Genomic DNA, 24,886 nt, shown 5'->3' with positions numbered 1-24,886 from the left:
ACAATAACTTAATTTATGGAAGATAATACACAACATATTCCACGTATCGCCATTTTCCCTGGTTCTTTTGACCCATTCACAAAAGGACATGAAGATGTTGTGAGACGTGGACTTCATCTTTTTGACAAAATCATTATTTCTATTGGATTTAATAGCCAAAAGAAGCGTTTTTTTGAACTAGAAACAATGGAAAAGATGATACAAGAGACCTTTAAGGATGAAGATAGAATAGAAGTTCAGACCTATTCCGAACTTACAGCACTTTTTGCCAAACGAAATGGAGCAAGGTTTATTCTTCGTGGAATCAGAAATACAACAGATTTTGAATACGAAACTCCCATTTCACAAGCCAATAAGCATGTAGATTCAGATATCGAAACCGTTTTCTTGATTACTTCGCCTCAATATACGTTTATTAGTTCTTCTATCGTAAGAGAATTGTATCGTTATGGACAAGATGTTAGTAAATTTGTTCCTTATCAACTTCCAGTAATCAGTAACCAGTAACCAGTTTTTTAAACTTTGCTGTTTTCTATAATTTATCATTAAACACTAATCATTAGCTAATGCGTTTTAGTTTATTTTTAAATACAATAGCTAGTTTGCTATTTATTTTTCTTACAAATTATTCTTCTGCACAAGTAGATTATCAGAGCTATTATCAGAAAGGCAAAACACAGCTTGCTAATAAAGATTACTCAGCAGCTCGCCAAAGCCTAATTATGGTAATGCAAGAAGACCCAAAAAATGGATTTTTCTTCCCTGCCAGTTATCTCTATTCGATGGCAAGCTATAAAGGTGGTGACCTCAAAACAGCTTATACAAAAATTAGTGAGCTGATAGAAAAAGCAAAAGGTGCTACTCTTCCAGCTGACCAATTTCAAGAAATGCTCTATTTGGGTGGTGTAATTGCCTTCGAATCAGACCAATCTTTACAAGCTATGACTTGGTTAGAAAATATTAAAGGTTCTAAAATACGTGCTTCTATACAAAATTTAAAAGCAACCTTTTTACCTAAAAAATCGCTTGCAGAGTTAAAACTGTTGTACCAACAATTTTCAAAAGACCGTATTTTATCAGAGGCTTTAGCTGATAAAATGGCAATGCAACAAGAAATTTCAGAAGAAGAGCAAAAGTTGCTAAAAAATATTGAATTTGCTTATGGGTATACGTCTCCTTATGCAAAAAAGACAAACAATATAAGCACGGAAAAAGCTATAAAAAAAGACAAATACAATGTAGCTGTGATGTTGCCTTTTAAGTTGAAAAATGAGAGTTCGGCTCGTGAAGTACAGTCTTTCTTAGATTTGTATGAAGGAATGAAAATAGCACAACAAGATTTAGAAAGTGAAGGCATAAAAATAAATCTACTTCCTTTTGATACAGAAAACGATGCTGTTAATGTTAGAAGTTTGATAGAACTTCCAGCTATGAAAAATATAGATATGTTTTTTGGTCCTTTATATCCAACTACATTTCCAATAGTTTCAGAATTTGCACAAGAGAATAACATAAATATGGTAAATCCTCTTTCTTATACGCCAGATTTGATTGAAGGGAAAAAGAATACTTACCTTTTCGAACCAAGTTATACAACACAGGCGAAAGCTGTTGCAGATTATTCCTTTGATTCTCTCAATGCAGACAAAGCATATATTATCTATGGCACATCTCGTAAAGACGAAATTATGGCAAATGCCTATAAAAAAATAGTAGAAGAAAGAGGAGGTAAAGTAATGGCTTTCGAACAGATAGAAGCAGGTAAATCTACATTTAATAAAATTAGAAATGTCTTGAGCCCAATAGCTTCTAAACCACAAAGACCAAAAGAAGGTCAAACTTTTAAAAAACCAGAAGGTGACACCACATCTCATATTTTTGTAGCAAGTTCAGAGTTGGCAGTAGCTGGTTCTGTTATTAGTGTTTTGAAAACTTCTATGGTAGATATTCCTCTTTTTATAGATAAAGATTGGCTAAAGTTCGAACAAATTGATATGAATGATTTTATGGACAGGTCTGTGTTCTTTATTTATACAGATTATATCAGTCCGTTGAAAAATGATGATTTTATCAAAAAATATATAGAAAAGACAAATCTTTTACCTTCTGAATATGCCTATATAGGTTATGAGTCACTTTACTTTTTTGGAAAGACAATGCACAAATACGGTGTAAATTTCCAAAATCAGTTACAAAAAGAGCGTTTTAGAGATGGAAAAGTAATGATAGGTCAAAATTATTTTGGTTCGAATGATAATCAACTTGTTCCTTTATTACGTTTTCTCAATAACCGTTTAGAAATAGTAAATCATTTTTATAAAGACTAATTTTTTTAATGAATAATTAACAATGGAAAATTGATAATTCAGAATTATCGTTTTTTTTAATTAAAATCATTCATATTTTCAGTTAATTAAGATAAATTTATCTTTTGAACAATACGCTGATAATTTGAATGTGAGTAATTAATTATCAATTATCCATTAACACTTGTCAATTCTTTTCTATGCAATTTTTTGATTCTCCGTTCAATGATGATAATTCTATACAGGCAGGTTATTTTCTATTAGCAGAGCCTCTATTAGAAGACCCAAATTTTGACCGAACTGTTATTTTAGTGTGTCAGCATAGTAAAGAAGGAGCTTTTGGTCTGATAGTAAATCGCCCAACAGAAATTAGTGTGAGTGAGGCTACAGACCTATTGGAAATCGAAAACAAACTCTTTGTGGGTGGTCCTGTAGAGCAAACTACAATGCACTTTTTACATACCATTTCTGAGCTTGACGATTCTCTTATCATTTCAAAAGATATTTTTTGGGGAGGAGATTTTGACAGTCTTCAAAATTTAGCTTTAAAGGGAAAGATTACTGACCAAAACGCTCGTTTTTTTGTAGGGTATAGTGGTTGGTCAGAACTCCAACTAGAAGCAGAACTAGAAAATAATACATGGATTATTTCAAAAGTAAATCCTAAAATCATGTTTGAACACAAACCTCAAGAACTTTGGAATGCGATATTGAAAGAAATGGGAGGGAAATATAAAATCTATTCCAACTATCCTACCGACCCACGTCTAAACTAAAATTAAATTATCAATGATTACAAACTGTAATGCATTCATAATTATCTTCACTGATTACTTTGTAATTCGTAATTGTCCAATTCGTAATTGATTTTTTATGATTCGTTCTCTTCTTTCTCGTCCGTTCGCTGCTTATATTGTTAGTCAGCAAAAAAAATGGATTCAAAATTCAGAAAAAATACAACATCAATGGTTACAAAAATTGGTAGCAGAAGCCAAGCATACAGCTTTTGGAAAAGACCATAACTTTGGAGACATCAAAAATTATGAAGACTTCAAAAAAAATGTTTCCATCAATGACTATGAAGGTTTGAAACCCTACATAGAACGTATTTTAAAGGGAGAACAAGATATTTTGTGGAAAGGAAAGCCTCTTTATTTTGCCAAAACCTCTGGAACAACTTCTGGGACAAAGTATATTCCCATTACAAAGGATTCTATCCCAAATCATATAGGTTCGGCTAGAGATGCGCTTTTGTGTTATATTAATGAGACAGGAAAGAGCCAATTTTTAGATAAAAGTCTGATTTTTCTTTCGGGTAGCCCAGTTTTAGAAGAAAAAGCAGGTGTTCCACTTGGTAGACTTTCAGGAATCGTAAATCATCATGTGCCTTCTTATTTGAGAACCAATCAAAAACCTTCTTATCAGACCAACTGCATTGAAGATTGGGAGCAAAAACTAGATAAAATCATAGACGAAACTATCCATTCAGATATGTCGCTCATTTCTGGGATTCCACCTTGGGTACAGATGTATTTTGATAAACTCCAAGAACGAACAGGAGGAAAGCATATCAAAGATATTTTCCCCAACTTTTCTTTATTCGTTTATGGAGGAGTAAATTTTGAGCCGTATAGAAACAAAATCTATGAGTCTATTGGAGAAAAGATAGATTCTATCGAAACATTTCCTGCATCGGAAGGCTTTTTTGCTTATCAAAACTCTCAACACGACAACTCTCTTCTTTTACTTTTAAATAGTGGAATTTTCTTTGAGTTTGTTCCAGCAGAGAATTATTACGACGAAAATCCTCCACGCCTAAGCATTTCGGAAGTAGAACTAGGAAAAAACTATGCTCTTATTCTGAATAGCAATGCAGGACTTTGGGGATATAGTATTGGAGATACAATTCAGTTTGTGAGTAAAAATCCATACAAAATTATTTTCTCTGGCAGAATCAAACACTTTATTTCAGCCTTCGGAGAACATGTTATTGGAAGCGAGGTAGAACAAGCCTTACGCTATGCTTTAGATAAGCATCCAGAAACTAGAACAACAGAATTTACGGTTGCGCCACAGGTTACACCAAAAGAAGGATTGCCTTATCACGAATGGTTTATTGCCTTTGAAAATCAGCCCAACGATATAGAACAGTTTGCCACAGATTTAGATAATAGATTACAAGAACTCAATTCGTATTACGATGATTTGATACGTGGCTCTATTTTGAGAAGGTTGGTTGTTCGTTCTCTTCCTGCTGACGGTTTCCAAACCTATATGAAATCTATTGGAAAACTAGGAGGACAAAATAAAGTACCTCGTCTTTCGAACGATAGAAAAATTGCTAATGAGTTGGAAAAGATTGTTTGACACTAAAATACAATCTACTTTTTGTATCTTTGCTTTTATTAAAATTTAATGAAAAATCATTTCAATATTTTTCAAAGGACATAAATAGCCAGTTGATGACATATCAAACCTGTTATTCATTGTTCGAAGGTGTTTAAGAATATATTTTATACAATTATCGGTACTGACCTTAATTTATTTAGGTCAGCCTCGTTAGAGCAGACCATAAATATTATTTCTCTATTCTTAAACAACTTTTTCATTATTATCATTTATTTCAAAATCATTTTTTATATATGAAGTTAGCAGTCATTGGTACAGGGTATGTAGGTTTGGTATCGGGAACTTGTTTTGCCGAAACAGGTAATCAAGTGATGTGTGTCGATATTGATGAGAATAAAATCAATCGCCTCAAATCTGGAAAACTAACGATTTACGAACCAGGTTTACAGGTTTTGTTTGAGAGAAATATCAAACAAGAACGTCTTTTATTTACTACTGATTTAGAAGAAGCTGTAAAAGATGCTCAAATTATATTCTTGGCTCTTCCTACACCTCCAGGAGAAGATGGCTCGGCTGACCTTTCGTATGTATTGGGTGTGGCAGAGCAATTAGGAAAAATAATTACAGATTATAAAGTCATTGTTGATAAAAGCACTGTTCCTGTCGGAACGGCTGAAAAAGTACACGCTGCAATTGCTAAAAATGCAAAAACAGAATTTGATGTAGTTTCTAATCCAGAATTTTTAAGAGAGGGAGTAGCTGTCGATGATTTCTTGAAGCCAGATAGAGTTGTTGTGGGAACATCTTCTGAAAAGGCAAAGAAACTCATGGAGAAACTGTATAGTCCTTATGTACGACAAGGAAATCCAGTAATTTTTATGGATGAGCGTTCGGCTGAAATGACAAAATATGCTGCCAACTCTTACCTCGCAACTCGTATTAGTTTTATGAATGAAATTGCTAATATTTGTGAGCTTGTTGGTGCAAATGTAGACTTTGTTCGTAAAGGAATGGGGTCAGACAACCGTATTGGTCAGCGTTTCTTGTTTGCTGGTGTGGGTTATGGAGGAAGCTGTTTTCCAAAAGACGTACAGGCTTTAGAAAGAACTGCCAACGAAAGCAATTATAACTTCAAGATTTTGGATTCAGTAATGAAAGTAAACGAACGCCAAAAAGTAGTTATGATAGACAAAATAAAATCTTTTTATGGCGAAGATTTGACAGGAAAACACTTTGCAATGTGGGGACTTGCGTTTAAACCAAATACAGACGACATCAGAGAAGCTCCAGCCCTATATATAATTGATGAGCTTTTAGAAGCTGGCGCAACTATTTCTACCTTTGACCCTGAAGCAATGGAAAATGTGCTTGAAATCTATGAAGGAGATGATAGAGTTTCCTTTGAAGAAAACCAGTACAATACTCTCAAAAATGCAGATGCCTTAATCATTGTTACAGAATGGAATGTTTTCCGTACACCAAACTTCGAAAAAACATTTTCTATTATGAAAGAACGTGTTATTTTTGATGGTAGAAATGTATTTGATTTAGAACAAATGGCAGATTTGAAGACATATTACAACAGCATCGGAAGACAAGTTGTAGATACAAGAGAGAAAAAACAAATTCCTCAAGAGGCATAATAAATGAATAATAAACAATTAGCTTCGCTGAGCTAAAGGTTAAAAATTGAGAATTATATTTTTATAAATTGTTCTTGAAGGAATAACTCAAAATTTCATAAAACACTCTGTTTTCATATAAAAATAGAGTGTTTTTTTATACCAAAATTTAGACATTAAAGAGAGAAATAAATAAAATACAATAGGTGTACGATAAATTTTACTTCTCGTAAAACATTCAATATTTCGTTGCTCTGCAACTCTACTTTTTTCTGCAATTTGTTTTATTCTACCAACAGAACGTTGCTCTGCAACTTGTGTTGTATAAGGGCAGAAATGCCAGCTACTTTAAGCTAAAAGCTAATAAAAATGTGTTTTTTGTAAAAAAAACATAGAAAAAGTTGCAGCGCAACACCCTATTTGTAGAATGGATTGTCATAATTTATTTGGAAGTTGCAGCGCAACGAAATGTAAAAGATATTTTTTTGCTATAAAACAAGAAGAGATTTTTTATCGTACACCCAATACAATCACAGCATACTGAAGAAAACGGTATTTTAGATAACTGAAACCACTCTGCATAAAAAAACGCTACAAAGTGGTTTTGTAGCGTTTCGTTTTACCTGTTTACAATATTTTTTATCTTGACTTAGTGTAAGAACAACTGCATTGCCATAAATACAGCAGCACCAGCAATATAGCCGATGAGGGCAAGCCAAGCAATTTTTTTAAGATACCACATAAAATTGATGTGTTCCATTCCCATAGCAGCTACACCAGCAGCAGAACCAATAATAAGCGTACTTCCTCCAGTTCCTGCACAGTAAGCTATAAACTCCCAAAATACTCCATCCACAGCATAAGGAGAACCAGCTACTGTTGAAATATCGTACATTCCCATACCTGCTGCAACTAACGGTACATTATCTACGATGGCTGAAAGTAATCCTAAAATAAGACCTATAATATATACTCCACCATCTCCAGAGAAAGTTGTATCTAAAAATGCAGCTAGTTTATTAAGCGTTCCCATAGATTGTAAACAACCTACTGCTAATAAGATTCCGAAGAAAAATAAAACACTAGGAACATCTACACGCTCCAAAATAGCAACTACCGAAAGTTTGCCGTGTGCACCTTCTTCTGCTTTCTTACGGTTATGAAGAATTTCAGTAGTAAGCCAAATAATACCTAAACTAAATGACATTCCCATAAAAGGAGGCAAATGTGTAATGGTTTTGAAAATAGGAACAAATAAAAGCCCTGCTAAACCAATTCCAAAGACTAAGTTTCTGTCTGTTTCTCTTACTTTAACTGGAGCATGTCCACCGTGCCCATGAGTAGTATCTAAGTCTGCTGAGTTTTCATCGACTTTCAAATCGCCTTTGAGCATAAAAGTGATAATTGTAAGAGGTGCAAACAAACATATAATACTAGGAAGCATTAGTTTGGAGATAATATTTGTAGTCGTTACTTGTCCACCAATCCAAAGCATGGTTGTTGTAACGTCTCCGATAGGCGACCAAGCACCTCCAGCATTGGCAGCAATAACTACCATACTGACATAAATAAGACGATCGTTTTTATCTTTTACGAGCTTACGAAGCATAGAAACCATTACAATCGTAGTAGCAAGGTTATCTAAAGCTGCTGATAAAAAGAAGGTTACCCAACAAATAATCCAAATAAGTTTTCTTTTGTCTTTTGTTGTGATTCGCTTTGTAATGACTTCAAAACCTTGATGGGCATCGATTACTTCCACAATCGTCATGGCACAAAGCAGGAAGAAGAGAATTTGTGAGGTTTCGGCAAGGTGTGTGAGTAGTCCTTGGTCGTGTCCGTGAACGATTTTGTGAATCATACTCTCATCGTGGGGGAGTATTCCTTCTGAAACAATATATACTGTCCAGCAAAGAACAGCTATCAGAAGCGCAGGTGCAGCTTTATCAACTTTAATATTATGTTCAAGGGCAATAGCAAGATAACCCAAGACAAAAATTATAATAACGACAATCTCGTAAGACATAGATTTTTAAAAATGATTAGAAAATAGCCAAAATAAGGATACAGAATAGAAAAGGTAAAAAATATTGCCTTTTCTTGTTTTTATGTATTTTTATACTCTTATTTAAAATAATTATATTAAAAACATTAATTATTTCTTGTAATGCTCAAAAAAGCATACTTTATAAGTAAAAAAAATAAAAAAAGCACACATAGTATAGATAGATTTGGAAAAATCTACTGCAAAGTTAAGTTTCTAAAGTTAGGAAACAAGAAAAATTAAAAAAGAAAAGCTAAAGTTAATTAGAATTTAAAGTAGATTTTTATTTTTTAAGATATAAAAATTGGTGCTTCGTTATGCTTCCCATTTATCTCCACACTGTTACCACTACTTTTCTATCAGATTGTTCTCCTTTTCCTCTGGCAGCAGAATCATCACGAGCAAAAAATTCTCCGTGAGACTTTCGCAATATTTTTTCGTACTTGATTCCAAACATCTGTAAGGCATAACTTACGCCACTAATTCTATCTTTAGAAAGCTCTAAATTTAGCTTTTCAGAACCTTTAGCATCTGTGTAACCTTCTACTAAAGCTGCTTTCCAACGCCTTGCGCCAATAAAATCTCTCAAGCGAGCTTCTTCTGTATCGCTTAAAACACTTTCATTGGCATCAAAATACAGTGTAATTTGAGATTTTTTATTAGGATTGTGATGTTGCAGATTGATTCCAGATTTTCCTTTCGGAACTCCATAAAATACTCTAAAAGTGCGTAATTCTCCTTTTTTCAAAGGCTGTGAGTTCCATCTCAAAATAATTGCACTATCATCAGTATATTTTCCTACGTCTTGTTGTTCTAACTGTAAAACACTGGTCAGATATGCCCACTGACCAATATAAGCTAAATCTGGGCTGATAGCTTTTTGGTGTTTTGTTATGAGTTGTGCTTGTAAGTCTCCATTATAAAATGAAAAATGAAAAGGAATATTCTCACTCTCAAATTTTTTATCCATCTTAATATTAGAACCATTTGCTGACATTTTACAAACATCATCAGCATCTATCATAGGGTCTAATAGCAGTGTAAACTCTATATCTCTAGGTGCATCCGACTGATTTTCTATTTCATATTCTATTTTGTAGAAATTTCCCTTCGATGTATTTTCCAAATCTTCCAAATTTTCTCCCACAGGCTCTAAGGTTTGTGTGATGAGTAAATTGTCATACGTATAAATAACCTTAGAAGTAAAAATAGTATTTGAATATTCATCAATTTCTGAAACCAAAACTCCTTTTAATGCTTTTGTTTGTGATAGTTCTGGATTATTGGAAGCGTATTTCCCACTTGATTGTAAGACAAAATGTGAGGTAGAAAAAGAATAAGGATAGCCAAATAAAATACTTTTATTTCCATAGCCTATGGTAAAGCGTCCGTCGATAAGTTCATCTGAAGGACTATTCAGAACAAAATTCACACTATTGGGAAGATAACTTAGAGGAAAAATAGCATTTCTGTTTCCACTTTCTGAAAAATAAGAACAGTTGTTATTGGTAGTGCTGTTTGAAAATATAAATGAAGAAAAGGTAAGTAAAAAACAAACATAAGTGAGTAGGAACACTTTTTTTCTCAATAGCTGGTGCAGTCGTAATTCTTTATTCATATAAAATGGACTTATTTTGGGTAGGATATTCTTTCAAATCACATAAAATAACTTATAAAGTTGCTCTACTGATTTCTTTTAATGGTAAGCAAAAAACGTTCTTTTTTATTTTTTTAGGAATTTGATGACTTTAGAAATTTCATTAGCAGTATTTTCACCTTCAAAACTTTTGCTAAAAAAGAAAATAGTATTTTGCTTTGTAGGAAAAGGCTTTATAGAAATTCTGTTATAGTATTTTCTAACTTTTACAAAAATGTTTAAAAAAAGTGTCTTTACAAAAAACAAGTTTAGTTTTATAGAATGATATTACTATCCACACTGCTTTTTCTAGGAATTATTTCTACTCATTATTACTGTAATATAAATGAGATTTTATCAAAAACATATTTTTTCGCTTTAGGCTTCAAACTTTTTTGTGGGTTTTTGTTGTACCAACTTCATTTGAGTTTTGCTATTCTTCCAGACCTTATTTTTTACAAACAAGATATTGTCCGACTAAGCAATTATTTTTGGAGTGATACTATAGGTTATCTCAACTTCCTACTAACAGGAAAGCTCAATCCTGCTTGGAAGTATGTTTTTGCTACTGAAGGCGAAAGAGCATTTTTCTTTGTACGTTATTTGAGTCTTCTGAATCTTTTAGCAGCACAAAATATGTATTTGACTAGCCTTTACAGTTCTTTTATAGCCTTTATTGGGCTTTGGGCATGTGCAAACCGTTTGGCAAATTGGTTTATTCAAGAGAGTAACTCAAAAAATAAAGCAAGACAAATCAAACTTGCTCTCTACATTGGATTTTTCTTTAGTCCTTCCGTTGCTTTTTGGTCATCTTCTCTGATGAAAGAGAGTTTTATGTGGTTCATTATGGGATTACTAATAGCTTTCTTTTTAGATATCTTGGAATACTTCAAAGAGTATGAAGATACAAAAAGCAAAAAATCATCCTTTACAGGAATTGTTATAAAATCAATTTCATTTCTAATTTTATGTGTTTGTCTTTTTTTGCTCAAATACTATTATTTTGCTCTACTTGTTCCTCTTCTTATCGCCTTTGGAGTCAGTTTTTTTACTGTTTATTTTTTCAAAAAAAGTATTCGCTTTCAGTTACTTGTATTTTTAGGCAGCTTTGTTTGTATTGTTGGTTTAGCTTCCAATCTTCATCCTAATTTATGGCTTTCACGCATTTCAGAAGCTATTTTTATCAATCAACAAAATATCCTATCCAAATCTGACTTTGATAGTCAAATATATTTTGTATATGATTACGATTTTGAGCCTCTTCATCAAAATTATTTTCAAGACCAGTATGGACACCGAGCTTACAAAAATTACCCTAGTCTTTTTCAACTCTTTGAACAAAGTCCAAAAGCACTCTTGGCAGGACTATTTTTTCCTTTAGCAATAGACTTTTCTTCCTTTGGCACATCTGATTTCAACTATTACAAATTGGCTTCTGCCATTGAAAACTGGGTTATCTTATTTTTACTCATACAAACTATTTCTATCAAGAAGTTAGCCTATCAGATTCGGTTTTTATTTTCTCCAAAATCAAAACCTAATACTTTAATTGTTTTGTGGTGTTTAGGAATTATTTTTTGCCTTGGAATGGCAACACTTTTAGCTCTTTCTGCGCCCAATGTTGGAGCTATTATTAGGTACAAGGTTGGTTTCTTACCCTTTTTTATTTTTGGGATTATTATGCGTTTAGATGAATTTTTTATTAATTTGCTTCAAAAATAATGATGTATTGTACATCTAAATTACCTAACATTCACCATTCATAACTAATAAATGTCCACTCCTTCTGAAACAAACACACCTACTCCTACACTTTTTCAATCGCTTATTCCTATTTTATCTCTTGTCGTTTTATTGGTTTTAAACGTTCTGATTTTTGGAGACAATGCTACTGGAGGTGCAAACCAAGTGGCTTTACTTTTGGCTGGTGCAGTAGCAGGACTGATTGCTTGGTATCTTAAAATGACTTGGAATCAAGTCATGGATGGCGTTTTAGATAGCATTAATTCGGCTATGTCAGCCGTTCTGATTTTGCTAATGATTGGAGCATTGGCAGGAACATGGATGCTTAGTGGAATTGTTCCAGCTCTTATTTATTATGGCTTGCAAGTTCTGACACCTACATTTTTTTTAGTTGCCTCTTGTATTGTTTGTGCTTTAGTTTCTTTGGGAACAGGAAGTTCTTGGTCGACGATAGCCACTGTAGGAATTGCCCTTTTAGGCATCGGTGCTGCACTTGGTTTTAGCGAAGGTTTGGTTGCTGGAGCAATTATTTCAGGAGCTTATTTTGGAGATAAAATGTCTCCTCTCTCTGATACTACTAACCTTGCACCTGCTATGGCTGGAACAGACCTCTTTACGCATATTCGCTATATGCTTTATACAACTGTTCCATCTTTTACAATTACGCTCATTTTATTTCTAATTATTGGATTAACAAGCGATAATACGGCTTCTTCTGATAACATCAATGAAATTTTAGCTGCGATTGAAGGGAAGTTCAATGTAAGTCCACTTCTTTTTTTAGTGCCTGTTATTGTAATTGCTTTGATTGTTCGTAAAGTTCCTGCTTTGCCTTCACTTTTGATTGGAAGTCTTTTAGGAGGCATATTTGCCCTTATTTTTCAACCCGAAGTTGTAGAGCAAGTAGCCAACGTTGCTCCTATCTTAGAAGCTTTGAGCAAAGAGCCTGAAACAACATACAGAAATATGCGACTTTTTGCCTTAGAAAACTTTGGAGGTTATACGGCTGTTATGATGGCAATGTTTGGAGATGTAAGTCTTGTTACAGATAGTGAAACAGTAAACGGATTACTTTCTAGTAGTGGAATGAGTGGAATGCTGAACACAATTTGGCTAATTTTATGTGCCATGATTTTTGGAGGAGTAATGGATTCGGCAGGAATGTTGGCTCGTATTAGTAATGCTGTTATTTCTTTGGCGCACTCCACAGGCTCAATGATTGCAGCTACTGTGGGTACTTGTGTAGTTTTTAACCTTACTGCTTCAGACCAGTATTTGGCTGTCGTTGTACCAGGAAAAATGTATGCTAATGCGTTTCGTAAAAAAGGACTTGCCCCAGAAAACCTAAGCCGAACACTTGAAGATTCTGGAACAGTTACTTCAGTGTTGATTCCTTGGAATACGTGTGGTGCAACACAAGCAGGAGTTTTGAAAGTAGCCACCTTAGATTATGCTCCTTACTGTTTTTTCAATATTATTAGTCCATTTATGAGTATTATATTTGGCTATGTAGGAATACAGATTAGGAAGATAGACCCCAAAACAGGCGAAACTATAGAAAAAAAATAAGTTTAACTCAACTTCAAATTTTCATATAGCCATTCAAAAACTCTAGTTTTGGTATTTTTTCAAAATTATACATAGAATTATCACATTTTTTGACTTTCTTTGTTAAAAGTATTCTAAAACTATACAATTTCACGTCTAGTTGAATTTCCGTTTAGCAACGTACTATCCATCAAAATCTATTAAATTAAAATAACGAATACGCATTGTAGAAAACAATATTTACAAAAAAAGCCTATTCAATACATATAAGCACACCTTTCTTACACAGGTGTTTGTAGTCAGCAATTTTTATGAACGAATATATATTTTTTGGTGTCTTCACTGTCTTTATAGTCCTTATTCTTTTGGTTGATTTGGGTGTTTTTTCGAAAGAAAATCATATCATTTCGTTTAAAGAAGCTACTATTTGGAGTATTTTTTGGGTATGTTTGGCACTTGGTTTTTGGGTGTTCTTAGATTTTTATGGCGACCTAGTACACGGCATAGAAAACTATGAAGATGTAGTAGCAGTAGTGCAAAAATATATTCCAGAAGAAGACAGAGCTGCTATTTTGGTAGAAGGAGACTTTGCACAAAGTGTTCAGAATTATAGAGACCGAATGTCTTTAGACTTCATTACAGGCTACTTACTAGAATATTCGCTTTCGGTAGATAATATTTTTGTCATTATCTTGATTTTTAGCTCCTTTGGAGTAGCTGAAAAATATTATAAAAAAGTACTTTTTTGGGGGATTTTGGGAGCTATCATAATGCGTTTTCTCTTTATTTTCCTTGGCGCAACTATTATCGAACACGCTCACTGGGTATTATATATTTTCGGAATATTTTTGATTTTTACAGGAGGCAAAATGTTTTATGAGTTTGTAAAAGGAGAAGAGGAAGAAGAAATTGATAAAGATGATAATTTTGTTGTAAAGTGGGCTTCTAAAGTTTTCAATGTTTATCCACGTTATGTAGGTTCTCATTTTTTTATTCCGTTGCCTACGTATGAAGATACACTCCTCACAAAAAGCATTTCCAATAAAAAAATAATAGCCAATAAAAATAGAGTGCGAAATAAAAGAATTGTTTGGGCAGTAACTCCTCTTTTCATTGTCGTATTGGTAATTGAATTTACAGATTTGATTTTTGCTGTCGATTCTATTCCAGCTATTTTTGCTGTTACACAAGACCCTTATGTGGTATTTTTCTCAAATATTTTTGCCATTTTAGGCTTGCGTTCTATGTTCTTTTTCCTTTCGAACATTATGCACCTTTTCCATTATCTCAAACTTGGCTTGGCATTCTTACTAACTTATATCGGTTTGAAAATGCTGGCAGGCAGTTGGCTCAAAACGCTCGGTTTTACCAATCAGCACTCTATTTTTATTATTTTAGGGATTCTAGCTCTAAGTATTTTGGCTTCTGTACTATTCCCTCAAAAAGAACCAGTGCTTCCCCAAAAAGAGGATAAAGGAGACATTAAAAATGTAGGCTAGAATAGGCTTTACAACTTATTTTTCAAATTATTTTCAACATTCATATCGTTTTTAGTGTTTATTAGATGAAAGGAGATTCGGAATCTCTCATTTTTTAATCTAAAACTTTTATTATTATGAAGACCGAAAATAAAGAAAGAAATTCATCTAACTCACAAGAATACTTTAAGGATAAATTTGATTACGACCCAAAGGAGGATATTTACAACAAAGGAAAAAAAGTAGCTCCTATCGATAATGAAAATGATTTGGTTGTAGATAAACATATTCCTACTCCAAATAGTAGCAACGAATTTTATCAAGAAACACCACCTCATAATGCACAGTCTAATTTTGAAGGCGAAACCATCGATGTTCCTGGTTCTGAACTGGATGATAGACAAGAGAGCATTGGTTCGGAAGACGAAGAAAACAATTATTACAGCCTAGGGGGAGACAATCACTCTAACTAATACCAAAATAAAAACTCAATTACACCTAAAAATGTATCGGTGCTGCCCTATCGGGCTGACCTAACAGATGATAATAAGGTCAGCCTCGTAGAGCAGACCGAAAAAAAAGCAAACTTTATAAATTTGCTTTTTTTGTAGAACAATAAAACCATAATTCTATCTCTGAATTATGGTTTTATTATTTCTCTCTCATTTATGCAGATTTGAGTTCCAAAACTGTAATTTCAGGCAAAATTCCAATTCTACCTGGGTAGCCAATGTAGCCAAAACCACGATTGACATATAAATACTGATTTTCATGCTTGTATAAATCTGCCCACTGCTCATACATATACTTTACAGGACTCCATCTAAAAACCTCTGTATCTACGCCAAATTGCATTCCGTGTGTGTGTCCTGCCAACATCAAATCAATATCTTTGAAGGCTCTTTTTTGAATATTCATTTTATCGTAATACTCTTTATAAAGATGCGCCTTTGAACCATTTACTTGTGCATCCCAATGACTAGGGTCGTGCGAGAGCAATATTTTTACTGGCGCATCTTGCGAACCTTGATAGGCTTTTTCTAAATCTCCATGACGAGCAAAATTTCCTTTTGCGCCCCAATTTTCTATTCCGATAAGTGCTATTTTTTCATTATTCGTTTCTAAAAAATGATGTTCGTTCATAAGAAGTTTCCAGCCCATTCTTCCGTGAGTTTGCTTGAGGTCTTCCAAATTTTTTCGCTTGGCTGCTACTGACTCCCAACGTACATAGTCTCCATAATCGTGGTTTCCTAATGTAGAATACACTCCCATTGGAGCTTTGAGCTTACTAAAAATATCTTGATAGTCTTTCATTTCCTTTGCCATATTATTTACTAAGTCGCCAGTAAATAAGATTACATCTGGTTTTTGCTTCAAAATCAAATCTACGCCACCTTCTACGGCTTTTTTATTAAAAAAACTTCCAGAATGTACATCCGAAATCTGCACTATCTTGATTCCATCAAATGCTTTGGGTAGATTAGGCAAAACAAGTGTTTTTTTTCTGACTGTATAGTCATGCGCTCCAGAAACAATTCCCCAACTCATCGTAACGAGTGGTGTTGCCATTGCTACTACGCCTGCTTTCATCAAGAACTCCAAACGAGGAATTTTATTTGTATCATCTTCTATTTCTTCTAAAGTTTGTTTTCCATTTTCTACAACTTGAGAAACTTCATTAGGCGTTATTTTTTGATAAATCCAAATACAAAGACGAATAAAATCATCTAAAAGAAGCACCAATGCACCAAACAATTTAGAAAAATAGAGCATAAATGCCCAAGTGAGTAAAAACTGTCTGAATGTATAAGGAATTTGGTCGGCTGGGAAAAAATTATAGAAAATAATACCTCCAAGCGTGAGAAAATTTATTCCCCAGTAGATAAAATGTATAGTTCTGCGAGTAGTTTCTGTTGAAGAAAGTGTTAGGGTTTTGATAAGTTGAAAAATATATACATCTAACAAAAGAAGTATGCAAACAAAAACTAAGGAGAATAACTGTCGGTTCATAAGAAATGGAAAAGTAGGAAAATAAGTTGAGAGATTACTTTTAGAGAAGTCAAAGTATAAAGCTTTAATTTATTTCGACGAGTAAACTAGAAAAGCCGATTGATAAATTCTTTTTGGTAAACGAATTGAACTTTGTTTGGTTAGTTTTAAAACACTATTTGCTAATAATTAAACACTATTTAACTTCATACCAATTAAAAACAGTAGCAATAAAGATTTATACAGTTAATTAATTCAGATTTACTTTAGGAAAATAAGTATCTATCTACTATTTTTAAAGCTATTTAGGCAAGGTCTTAAAACAAATTATAGTTAGAAAGACTTTTACAGCATAGATAGCGACCTTTAATAGCATAATCTTCTTTTTAATGAAACAACGCTCTACCTTTCTTCTATCTCTTCAAAAATTTACTCGTTATTTGGGCAGAGAATGGCTTTCTAGCCTTCTTTTTCAGCGTATTTTTTTAGTAGTGTTTGCTATTGGACTCTATGCTAATACATTTACACACGAATATGCTACTGAAGGTTCTCGTTTGCTTTCTCAAAGCGATGTAGCCCACAAAGGATTGGGAGTAGATGGAATAATGAATATCTTTAAGCAAGATAGCTATGCAGATGCAAAGGATAGCCAATCCAAATTTATTCCAGCCAACGAACACTACCAGCCTGTTACCCTACTGACTTTTGCTATTGAATATACACTATTCGGAGAAAGCCCTAATATTAGTCATATTATAAATGTACTTCTATATGCACTTACAGGGATGCTTTTGCTTTCAGTCTTGAATCGTATTTTTTCTGGTTATTTAGAAGAACGACCTCGCAAGATTCTAGCTTTTGTAGCTACGCTTATCTTTATAGCTCACCCTGTACATACTGAAATTGTAGCAAGTATAAAAGGACGCAACGAACTTCTTTCATTTTTTTGGCTACTCTTGATGACTTATTTACTTCTTCGTACGGCGTATGCAAGAGGTGCTATTCGTTTTGTATATCTTCCTTTGGTAGCTATTTCATTTTTCTTAGCACTCTTGACAGAAGAGACAGCAATCTCATTTTTGTTTATTTTGCCACTCATTCTATATTACTTTATTCCACTCCGTAAAGTAGATATTTTTGTCTTAGCTATTCCTGTCTTACTAACAGCACTCGCCTACTGGCAACTAAGGGAATTTTTCACAAAAGATATAAATCAAGTTCATTTGATGCACAGTGTCTTGAACAATCCTTTTGTTTATGCTGACCTATCTCAAAAAATAAGCACTCTTATTTTTGCCTTTGCAAAATATATAGAACTCTTGATTGCGCCTATCAATCTTTCTCATGATTATTCTTTCAATCAGATTACACTCAAAGAATGGACAGATGTACGCATAGTAATGACTTTTTTAGCAATAGTTGGAGCTGGCATTATTTCAGTAGCTAATATTAAGAAAAAAGGTATTTATACTTTTGCTTATTTTTATTTCATTGGTTATTTACTTTTTATCTACATTACAGAATTTTTAATCAATCCTAACGAGTTTGTATTCCTCTCCCCTGGTACTATAATTTCAGAAAGACTTCTCTACTTGCCTTCTTTAGCTTTCTGTATTGCAACAGCTTTTGGGTTATATGATTTATTTGGTTGGTTGGTTTCTAATAGAAAAAGAGCTGCAAGATGGGTTTATACCTATACTTTCTTAGGAACTTCTCTTGTAATGGTCTTATACAGTATTAAGACAGTAATAAGAAACGAAGCATGGAAAAATGACCTAACCCTCATGAAAGCTGACATACACAATTCTCCAAATAGTGTTCGTCTTCGTTACATGTTAGGAAGAAGTTATATTATTGAAGCAGATAGTACAGTTTCTTTCAGACAGAAAGCTAGATATTTGGAAAAAGCAGCCGACCAACTTAGAAAAGCTGTTACAATTTATCCAAGTTATGCTGATGCGATTGCTCTTTTGGGAACAGTTTACACTGACTTAGGACAAGAAGATAAAGCTGGTCGTTATTATAAACGAGCTATTCAGATAAACCCAGAATCTATTGTTACGCAAGAAGAATACGGAAAGATGTGTTTAGCTAATGGAGATTATCACCAAGCAGTAGAGTGTTTCAAAAAATGGGGAATCATAGATATGAATCCAGAAGCATTTTTGTATCTAGGAAAAACGTATGAATTTTTAGAAGAACCCGATTCGGCTACGGCAGCTTATGGTTTAGTTGTTTCCTTCAAAGATTCAGATTACAATAATGTGGTGGGTGATGCCTATTACAGAATGGCAAACATTTATGTAGAACAAAGTCAAAATGATTCTACGACTAACAAAACAAAAGATGCCATTGATTTATATTTGAAAGCTGTTAGCAAAAATAAAAGAAACCTAGACGCTTATCTAAAACTAAGTAGATTATATGAGCAACAAGGCAAGGTAAGTAAAGCTATTTATACTCTTGAGGGTGCAATTATATATTTTCCAAAATCAGAGAAATTATATAGAACTATCGCTAGGCTTTATGATATAGAAAAGAACGAAGAGAAAAAACAATCTTACATAAAGCAGGCAGATTCTGTTTCAGCACTAAATGAAAAATAAGTGAAGTAAAAAAGGTAGGATAAATGTTCTTATCACTACCTTTTTTGTTTTTATGCCTTAAAGCCAGTTCTTCCATGTACAAAAAAATCGTATCCTCCTTCTTGTGGCTTAACCTCTATAATATTTGCCACAGTAAGATTAACCAAAATGGCAGAGGCTTCATCTTGGGATATATTTACCAAATCAGCATATTCTTCCAAATTGATGTGTTTGTGAGAACCTAAATATTGTAAAAGAGTTCTTTCGTGCTGTCCATACTGCAACAAAACATCTTTTTCATTAGCTCTAGCCTTTATGATTTTACGCATTTCTTTACTTGCTTGTGCGCTCTTGTCTGCAATTCTGACATACGCCTTGCCCACTCGTGTATTTTTCTTATAAAGTAAATAAACAGGACGTTTTGGATGTGGCTTGAAATCAAAAACAACTACCTCACATCCATTTGTGTAAGGAACGTGTACTCTATAAATATCGTAAGTTACGAGAGGCTTACAAAAATCTTCCATTGCCTTTTCCATCATATAAATTGCCTCATCAGGATATTTTAAACCAGGAATTTCGCCATTATCTGATACACCAATACACAGTTTTCCTCCCTCTGTATTGACAAAAGCTACTACTTCACGTAATATTTTTTGAGGATAATATACTTTTCGTTTGAACTCTATATGCAGTCCCTCACCTTCTGCAACCAAATTTTTAAGGTCTTTATATCTCATAGTATATACCATAGCAACTCATATTTTAGTGTGGACAATAGAATAATGTGGACAATAGAATAATACAACTATATCAAATCGCCTTCTCAGCGTATTATTCACTAAAAAATAAAAGGAAAAAGAAACTCTTATAGTTCCTTCAGATTGTATTAATTTCTTTCAATCTTCGTCGACAATATAGATGCCAGACAAATGTCTTCCATAATTGTCATAATCTAATCCATAACCAATAACAAAGTGATTTGGAATAGAAAAAGCGACATATTTTGGAGAAATATCAAATTTGAGAGCATCAGGTTTAAAAAGACAAGTAGCTATTTCTATACTAGCAGGGTGATGGGTATCAAGTTCCTTTAATAGTTTATTCATTGTCGTTCCTGTATCGACAATATCTTCTACCACTATCAAATGTCTGTCTTTCAATTCTTCATTTAAGCCTTTAATGCCTAATAAATCCTTAGCCTCTTCAGAAGATTTATCTTTTACATAAGAAGAGTATTTTAGAAAGGAAACTTGACAAACAGTATCCATAGTTCGGACTAAATCGGCAGCAAAAACAAACGAACCGTTCAGAATACATAACAATAACGGTTTCTTATCTGAATAATCAGTTGCAATTTGCTTTCCTAACTCTTGTACACGCTGTTGCATTTCTTGCTCCGACAAATAGGGTACAAAGTATTTGTCTTGAATCTGTAAGCGATTTTTTGAGGGTTTCATATACTATAAAACTACAAAATTTGTGCATTGTTTAATAGTATAACAGTATAGTTTTTTATTTTTTAAAAGAAAAAACCGAACACTTTAAAAATGTTCGGCTACTAAATAAAAGTAAGTACCATATACTATAAAATTTTTGTATGCGTATAAAACAAAAAAGCTTAAAGCTAATGTGTTATTTATTAAGGCATTGGCGTTTGGATAGTACTATTTTTCATAAAGTTACTACCCATTACACGTTTTTGTTCTTCAGCTTCCTTTGCTTTCTGACACATCAGACGTTCCTTTTTTGTTGTTTGACTACAAGGTTTCTTTGTTTTTGATGAAGTAGAAACTTCCAAGCTTTCATCATCGGCATTTGCATCTAAGCCTACATTCATAAAATTTTCATCATTTTGTGTCTCGTGCTGACGAATAGTTACAACTACTTCTGGAGATTGTACTGCATTTTCTTCAGACATTTTATCCAATGTTGTATGGCTATTTTCTAGTTTTTGCTCATCAAAAAAATTACTTTTGGCATCTATATTGAGAAATATAGTTTGTCCAATCGCTGCAAAGACGAGCAAAAAAAGAATACATATTTTAATTTTCATAATTATACTAATTAAGTAAGAGTCCTAATTTATAACTTGATACAGCTTTCATAGCTCTGTTCAAAACTTAAAAATTAAGTTCTGTTACAAGTATCTATTTATATAGACAGTTTTTTTTAACAAACGTTGCATCTTCTTCAAAAAAATTAGAGAAAAAAGTGAAAAAATTAAGCAAAAGGTTGTTATATTTTCCTTGAAGCTGCAATTTACGAATGTTTTTTCATAAAATAAGTAGCATTTCTTCCAAAAAACTTACAAATTTTAACAAAAAATTTTATTTTTTTCACTTTCCATTATAAAGTAAAGACGATTTTTTTTGTACTTACCCCTACAAATTCTACAATATTTTTTATTTATTAGCTTATACCTGTCCAAGAGAGCAAATACTTTACAGTATATTACCTTAAAAAACACAAAAATGTTTACTTCTTTTAAGAAAAAATTAAACACTTTAAAAAATTAGATTTTTGTATTTTTTTTTGTTACTATCAAAAGTCTTCATAGATGAGAGCATTCATCGCACAAAAAGAAGGGTTTTCTAAATTTTCTTTATTGTATTTTAGTGGCGTGTTTGTTTCTGCATTTATTATTTTGCCTCCAGCAGCTTTTAGAATTGCTTCTCCTGCTGCCGAATCCCATTCCATCGTTGTTCCATTACGATAATACAAATCAGCAACTCCTTCAGCTAATAAGCAAAACTTAACAGAACTTCCCTTCTTACGAATCTCCTTGACATTAAATCTATCTAAATAATTATTGTCTTTTGCATTGGAGTGTGAACGGCTCTTGAAAGCAATAATACCATCTTGATTTTTTCTTTGGCTTACCTCTATTAGAGTTTTTTCGGCTACATCTAATTCATTTTCCACTTCATTTTTCATATTTAGAGTCTGCTTGTATGAATTTTTGCCAATTTCTCCCACATACAAAACACCAGAAACGGGAACATAAATTACTCCTACCACAGGCATATTATTTTCCATAAGGGCAATATTTACCGTAAAATTTCCATTGCGTTTGACAAACTCTCTTGTTCCATCTAGTGGGTCTATGAGCCAAAATTTCCCCCAATTTTTACGTTCAGCATAAGGAATAATTTTTCCTTCCTCCGACAAAATAGGTAACCCAAGAGGTTTCAAATGTTTTTCTATGATTTTGTTTGCTTCCTTGTCTGCAAGCGTGAGGGGCGAATTATCAGACTTATAGGTTACGATTGTGTCTTTAGTATAATCTGTATCTTTTTCATTATCAAATTTGTCGTAGATTTCTTTAATTCTTTGTCCCGCTTTTACGGCTGCTATAATGGCTGTTTTTATCATAAGTTGGATAATGAGAAATTAAAACTAAAAAATTATTTGATGTATTGAGAAATAAAAAAAGCAACTTGAAAAAAGTTGCTTTTTACAGTGCTATTATTCAAATAAATAACAGTGAGTAAAATAAATCTATATTATTTATGTAGCCAATCTTTTAGAAACTCTACAAATATTGGCAGAACCATTTCTTTCATATTGAATCTCATCCATTATTTTCTTTACCAATATGAGTCCGATTCCTCCACTTCGCTTTTCTGCAATAATTTGTTTCATATCTGGTTCTTTATAAGAAAGCAAATCAAAACTTGGTGCGCTCTCATCTTTTATTTCAAATACAAACTGATTGTCTTTTCTGCTCACGCTTACCTCTATATCTTCCTTAGGATTACATTTGTGCGAATGAATAATAAGGTTGGCACAAAGTTCATCTACTGCCAAAACCATTAAATTTATGTCGATTGGCGAGATAGAATGTTGCTTTAATGCCCCTTCTACAAAGTTACGAACTCTGCTTAGGTTGTTTTTCAGACAAGAAATTCGAATGCTGTGAATCATTTATTATTTATTATATCGCTAGTAAGTATCTATTATAAAATATTCTACATACACTAATATTTTTTACTTGGATGTTACTTTGCTCTACTTTTGGCTTCCTCTTTTGTTTTAGTAATTGGAATGATTTCATCTAAACCCAAGATTCTAAAAACTTTAAGTACTTTATCGTTCATACCATACAATACTAAACTAATATTTCTAGCCTCACACTCTTGCAAGTGAGAGGTAAAAACTCCAATTCCAGGTGAGGAAATATAGTCTAATTGTGTACAGTCCACTAAAATTGGATTACGATTTTCTCCAATGGCTTTAGCAAGCACTTTATCTAGTTTGATTGAAGAAGAAGCATCTAAATCTCCATCAATACTAATTATATAGTTTCTGCCTTCTTCGGTAAATTTGACTTCCATTATATCTTACGAAAAATAATTGCAATAGGTTTACTATCAGTAATAAATAATAAATAAAAACACTTTTAGTTTAACACGACTAGCTAAAATATTGATAAAATCAACATAAAAAATGCTTTATCTGTGTCTTTTATATGCTTTTATTTTGAATGGACAAATTTACCATTCTTAATGAGAGTTTTCAAGTTTTTAGAAAAAATAAATTTTCCAAGTGCCAAGTACGTGAAAATTTATAAATTGGTAATACTTTATTGTATTATAAACAAAGAAAACCAATGAGCAACTTAGAATACTTAAAAGAAAATCCATATTTTCAAGAAGTTCCTGAAAGTCAATTACAGTGGCTTTTAGATGAATCAGACTGTCAAGACTTGGCAGAGGGAGAATTTTTATTTCAACCAGAACAAGAAATTGACTGTATGCACATTATTTTGTGTGGCAAAATTCGCCTCTATATCGCTCAAAATGGACAAATGCGTCAGCTTGCTATCTACGAACCTCATGAAATTACAGGTCAGCTTCCCTTCTCACGTATGACAAAATCATCTGGGTACGGTATTGCATTAGAACCTACAAAACTTTTGTGTTTTGATAAAGATAAATTCAAAACTCTAATTAAAGAAAATTACGAACTTACAGAAGCCCTCGTCAGAAGAATGACAACACGAGTAAGGGAGTTTACAAAAAACCAGCAAATGACTGAAAAAATGATTTCTTTAGGAAAACTTTCAGCTGGACTTGCTCACGAGCTTAACAACCCTGCTTCGGCAGTTGTCAGAAGTGCAGATGCTCTACAAAAACATTTAAAAAATACACCTGAGCAGTTTAAAGATGTTATTTCTATAAAAGTAAATCCTCAACAGGTAGATAAACTTAATGATTTTTTATTTGAAAAAATAAATTCACATCAATGTAGAGATAAAAATACCTCTAATAAAACAAAAAAATCTATTCTTCAAAAAAGTAACTTAGAAGATGAACTTTTAGATTACATGGAAGACCGAGACGTAAAAAATGCCTTTGATATTGCCCCTACTTTTGTAGAATATAATTTTTCAGCGAGCGATTTGGAAAAGGTAGAAGAAATTGTTTCAGAAACGCATCTCAGTCCAGTCTTGAATTGGATTTGTAATAATCTGATTACTGAAAATACTGTTCAAGAAATTAAAGATGCTTCTGAAAGAATAGGACATTTAGTGCAGTCTATCAAATCCTACACACACATGGACAAGGGAACAGATACAACAGA

General features: G+C 32.9%; 20 protein-coding genes. 11 read left to right on the top strand and 9 right to left on the bottom strand.

What is annotated here, in order from left to right; genetic code table 11:
* The first annotated feature begins 15 nt into the window (after window positions 1-15).
* The 5 genes from coaD (at window position 16) to QZ659_RS10505 (ending at window position 6,298) form a co-directional block, all read left to right on the top strand.
* Window positions 16-507 carry a pantetheine-phosphate adenylyltransferase gene (gene coaD / locus QZ659_RS10525; protein WP_291725771.1) on the top strand — a complete coding sequence of 164 codons (492 nt, stop codon included), beginning with the start codon at window positions 16-18 and terminating at the stop codon, window positions 505-507.
* 59 nt (window positions 508-566) lie between these two features.
* A complete protein-coding gene (locus QZ659_RS10520; RefSeq protein ID WP_291725770.1) occupies window positions 567-2,327 on the top strand; it encodes an ABC transporter substrate-binding protein in 1,761 nt (586 codons plus the stop codon).
* Window positions 2,328-2,506: 179 nt separating this feature from the next.
* Window positions 2,507-3,082: a YqgE/AlgH family protein gene (locus QZ659_RS10515; RefSeq protein ID WP_291725769.1), complete on the top strand. Its 576-nt coding sequence runs from the start codon at window positions 2,507-2,509 to the stop codon at window positions 3,080-3,082.
* Between the two features lie 97 nt (window positions 3,083-3,179).
* Complete coding sequence (locus QZ659_RS10510) at window positions 3,180-4,673, top strand: GH3 auxin-responsive promoter family protein (protein ID WP_291725768.1); 1,494 nt, start codon at window positions 3,180-3,182, stop codon at window positions 4,671-4,673.
* A gap of 275 nt (window positions 4,674-4,948) precedes the next feature.
* Window positions 4,949-6,298, top strand: coding sequence for a UDP-glucose dehydrogenase family protein (locus tag QZ659_RS10505; RefSeq protein ID WP_291725767.1), 1,350 nt, complete (start codon window positions 4,949-4,951; stop codon window positions 6,296-6,298).
* Window positions 6,299-6,926: 628 nt separating this feature from the next.
* On the opposite strand, the gene nhaD is transcribed toward QZ659_RS10505, so the two are convergent.
* The gene (gene nhaD, locus QZ659_RS10500; RefSeq protein ID WP_291725766.1) at window positions 6,927-8,303 is read right to left on the bottom strand and encodes a sodium:proton antiporter NhaD; all 1,377 of its coding nucleotides are present in this window, start codon (window positions 8,301-8,303) and stop codon (window positions 6,927-6,929) included.
* A gap of 346 nt (window positions 8,304-8,649) precedes the next feature.
* Window positions 8,650-9,939 carry an OmpA family protein gene (locus QZ659_RS10495; protein WP_291725765.1) on the bottom strand — a complete coding sequence of 430 codons (1,290 nt, stop codon included), beginning with the start codon at window positions 9,937-9,939 and terminating at the stop codon, window positions 8,650-8,652.
* A 300-nt stretch (window positions 9,940-10,239) separates the two neighbouring features.
* Between QZ659_RS10495 and QZ659_RS10490 the strand changes: the two genes are divergently transcribed.
* The 4 genes from QZ659_RS10490 to QZ659_RS10475 all read left to right on the top strand — a co-directional run bounded on the left by QZ659_RS10490 (window position 10,240) and on the right by QZ659_RS10475 (window position 15,199).
* The gene (locus tag QZ659_RS10490) at window positions 10,240-11,679 is read left to right on the top strand and encodes a hypothetical protein (protein ID WP_291725764.1); all 1,440 of its coding nucleotides are present in this window, start codon (window positions 10,240-10,242) and stop codon (window positions 11,677-11,679) included.
* A gap of 51 nt (window positions 11,680-11,730) precedes the next feature.
* The gene (nhaC, locus tag QZ659_RS10485; protein WP_291725763.1) at window positions 11,731-13,269 is read left to right on the top strand and encodes a Na+/H+ antiporter NhaC; all 1,539 of its coding nucleotides are present in this window, start codon (window positions 11,731-11,733) and stop codon (window positions 13,267-13,269) included.
* A 290-nt stretch (window positions 13,270-13,559) separates the two neighbouring features.
* Entirely contained in the window at window positions 13,560-14,747 is a 1,188-nt protein-coding gene (locus QZ659_RS10480) for a TerC/Alx family metal homeostasis membrane protein (RefSeq protein WP_412728041.1), read from the top strand.
* 116 nt (window positions 14,748-14,863) lie between these two features.
* Window positions 14,864-15,199, top strand: a complete 336-nt coding sequence (locus QZ659_RS10475; RefSeq protein ID WP_291725762.1) for a hypothetical protein — start codon at window positions 14,864-14,866, stop codon at window positions 15,197-15,199.
* Between the two features lie 193 nt (window positions 15,200-15,392).
* Here the strand turns inward: QZ659_RS10475 and QZ659_RS10470 are convergent, their stop codons facing one another.
* Complete coding sequence (locus tag QZ659_RS10470; protein ID WP_291725761.1) at window positions 15,393-16,736, bottom strand: metallophosphoesterase; 1,344 nt, start codon at window positions 16,734-16,736, stop codon at window positions 15,393-15,395.
* A 368-nt stretch (window positions 16,737-17,104) separates the two neighbouring features.
* Between QZ659_RS10470 and QZ659_RS10465 the strand changes: the two genes are divergently transcribed.
* Window positions 17,105-19,321 carry a tetratricopeptide repeat protein gene (locus tag QZ659_RS10465; protein ID WP_291725760.1) on the top strand — a complete coding sequence of 739 codons (2,217 nt, stop codon included), beginning with the start codon at window positions 17,105-17,107 and terminating at the stop codon, window positions 19,319-19,321.
* Between the two features lie 50 nt (window positions 19,322-19,371).
* On the opposite strand, the gene QZ659_RS10460 is transcribed toward QZ659_RS10465, so the two are convergent.
* The 6 genes from QZ659_RS10460 to QZ659_RS10435 form a co-directional block, all read right to left on the bottom strand.
* On the bottom strand, window positions 19,372-20,040 hold the full coding sequence (locus tag QZ659_RS10460; RefSeq protein WP_291725759.1) for a helix-turn-helix domain-containing protein: 669 nt from the start codon (window positions 20,038-20,040) through the stop codon (window positions 19,372-19,374).
* 159 nt (window positions 20,041-20,199) lie between these two features.
* Entirely contained in the window at window positions 20,200-20,760 is a 561-nt protein-coding gene (hpt, locus tag QZ659_RS10455) for a hypoxanthine phosphoribosyltransferase (protein ID WP_291725758.1), read from the bottom strand.
* Between the two features lie 182 nt (window positions 20,761-20,942).
* Window positions 20,943-21,356 carry a hypothetical protein gene (locus QZ659_RS10450; protein ID WP_291725757.1) on the bottom strand — a complete coding sequence of 138 codons (414 nt, stop codon included), beginning with the start codon at window positions 21,354-21,356 and terminating at the stop codon, window positions 20,943-20,945.
* 488 nt (window positions 21,357-21,844) lie between these two features.
* Window positions 21,845-22,675, bottom strand: coding sequence for a 3'(2'),5'-bisphosphate nucleotidase CysQ (cysQ, locus tag QZ659_RS10445; protein WP_291725756.1), 831 nt, complete (start codon window positions 22,673-22,675; stop codon window positions 21,845-21,847).
* Between the two features lie 135 nt (window positions 22,676-22,810).
* Window positions 22,811-23,227: an ATP-binding protein gene (locus QZ659_RS10440; protein ID WP_291725755.1), complete on the bottom strand. Its 417-nt coding sequence runs from the start codon at window positions 23,225-23,227 to the stop codon at window positions 22,811-22,813.
* Between the two features lie 74 nt (window positions 23,228-23,301).
* Window positions 23,302-23,637 (bottom strand): STAS domain-containing protein, encoded by a 336-nt coding sequence (locus QZ659_RS10435; protein ID WP_291725754.1) that lies wholly within the window; start codon window positions 23,635-23,637, stop codon window positions 23,302-23,304.
* A gap of 275 nt (window positions 23,638-23,912) precedes the next feature.
* On the opposite strand from QZ659_RS10435, the gene QZ659_RS10430 reads away from it, so the two are divergent.
* Window positions 23,913-24,886, top strand: a 974-nt coding sequence (locus tag QZ659_RS10430; RefSeq protein WP_291725753.1) for a Crp/Fnr family transcriptional regulator, incomplete at its 3' end; no start/stop codon positions are given.

Source organism: Bernardetia sp., from assembly GCF_020630935.1.
Lineage (GTDB): Bacteria > Bacteroidota > Bacteroidia > Cytophagales > Bernardetiaceae > Bernardetia.
Note: the sequence above shows the minus strand (reverse complement) of the source record. Positions and strands in the feature narration are given on the sequence as shown.

What these genes read in the sequence shown, in the direction of transcription:
- hpt (WP_291725758.1), bottom strand. Translation starts at nt 20,760, where the DNA reads ATGAAACCCTCAAAAAATCGCTTACAGATTCAAGACAAATACTTTGTA.
- cysQ (WP_291725756.1), bottom strand. Translation starts at nt 22,675, where the DNA reads ATGATAAAAACAGCCATTATAGCAGCCGTAAAAGCGGGACAAAGAATT.
- QZ659_RS10510 (WP_291725768.1), top strand. Translation starts at nt 3,180, where the DNA reads ATGATTCGTTCTCTTCTTTCTCGTCCGTTCGCTGCTTATATTGTTAGT.
- QZ659_RS10465 (WP_291725760.1), top strand. Translation starts at nt 17,105, where the DNA reads ATGAAACAACGCTCTACCTTTCTTCTATCTCTTCAAAAATTTACTCGT.
- QZ659_RS10480 (WP_412728041.1), top strand. Translation starts at nt 13,560, where the DNA reads ATGAACGAATATATATTTTTTGGTGTCTTCACTGTCTTTATAGTCCTT.
- nhaC (WP_291725763.1), top strand. Translation starts at nt 11,731, where the DNA reads ATGTCCACTCCTTCTGAAACAAACACACCTACTCCTACACTTTTTCAA.
- QZ659_RS10460 (WP_291725759.1), bottom strand. Translation starts at nt 20,040, where the DNA reads ATGAGATATAAAGACCTTAAAAATTTGGTTGCAGAAGGTGAGGGACTG.
- QZ659_RS10505 (WP_291725767.1), top strand. Translation starts at nt 4,949, where the DNA reads ATGAAGTTAGCAGTCATTGGTACAGGGTATGTAGGTTTGGTATCGGGA.
- coaD (WP_291725771.1), top strand. Translation starts at nt 16, where the DNA reads ATGGAAGATAATACACAACATATTCCACGTATCGCCATTTTCCCTGGT.
- QZ659_RS10520 (WP_291725770.1), top strand. Translation starts at nt 567, where the DNA reads ATGCGTTTTAGTTTATTTTTAAATACAATAGCTAGTTTGCTATTTATT.
- QZ659_RS10435 (WP_291725754.1), bottom strand. Translation starts at nt 23,637, where the DNA reads ATGGAAGTCAAATTTACCGAAGAAGGCAGAAACTATATAATTAGTATT.
- QZ659_RS10490 (WP_291725764.1), top strand. Translation starts at nt 10,240, where the DNA reads ATGATATTACTATCCACACTGCTTTTTCTAGGAATTATTTCTACTCAT.
- QZ659_RS10440 (WP_291725755.1), bottom strand. Translation starts at nt 23,227, where the DNA reads ATGATTCACAGCATTCGAATTTCTTGTCTGAAAAACAACCTAAGCAGA.
- QZ659_RS10475 (WP_291725762.1), top strand. Translation starts at nt 14,864, where the DNA reads ATGAAGACCGAAAATAAAGAAAGAAATTCATCTAACTCACAAGAATAC.
- QZ659_RS10470 (WP_291725761.1), bottom strand. Translation starts at nt 16,736, where the DNA reads ATGAACCGACAGTTATTCTCCTTAGTTTTTGTTTGCATACTTCTTTTG.
- QZ659_RS10450 (WP_291725757.1), bottom strand. Translation starts at nt 21,356, where the DNA reads ATGAAAATTAAAATATGTATTCTTTTTTTGCTCGTCTTTGCAGCGATT.
- QZ659_RS10495 (WP_291725765.1), bottom strand. Translation starts at nt 9,939, where the DNA reads ATGAATAAAGAATTACGACTGCACCAGCTATTGAGAAAAAAAGTGTTC.
- QZ659_RS10515 (WP_291725769.1), top strand. Translation starts at nt 2,507, where the DNA reads ATGCAATTTTTTGATTCTCCGTTCAATGATGATAATTCTATACAGGCA.
- nhaD (WP_291725766.1), bottom strand. Translation starts at nt 8,303, where the DNA reads ATGTCTTACGAGATTGTCGTTATTATAATTTTTGTCTTGGGTTATCTT.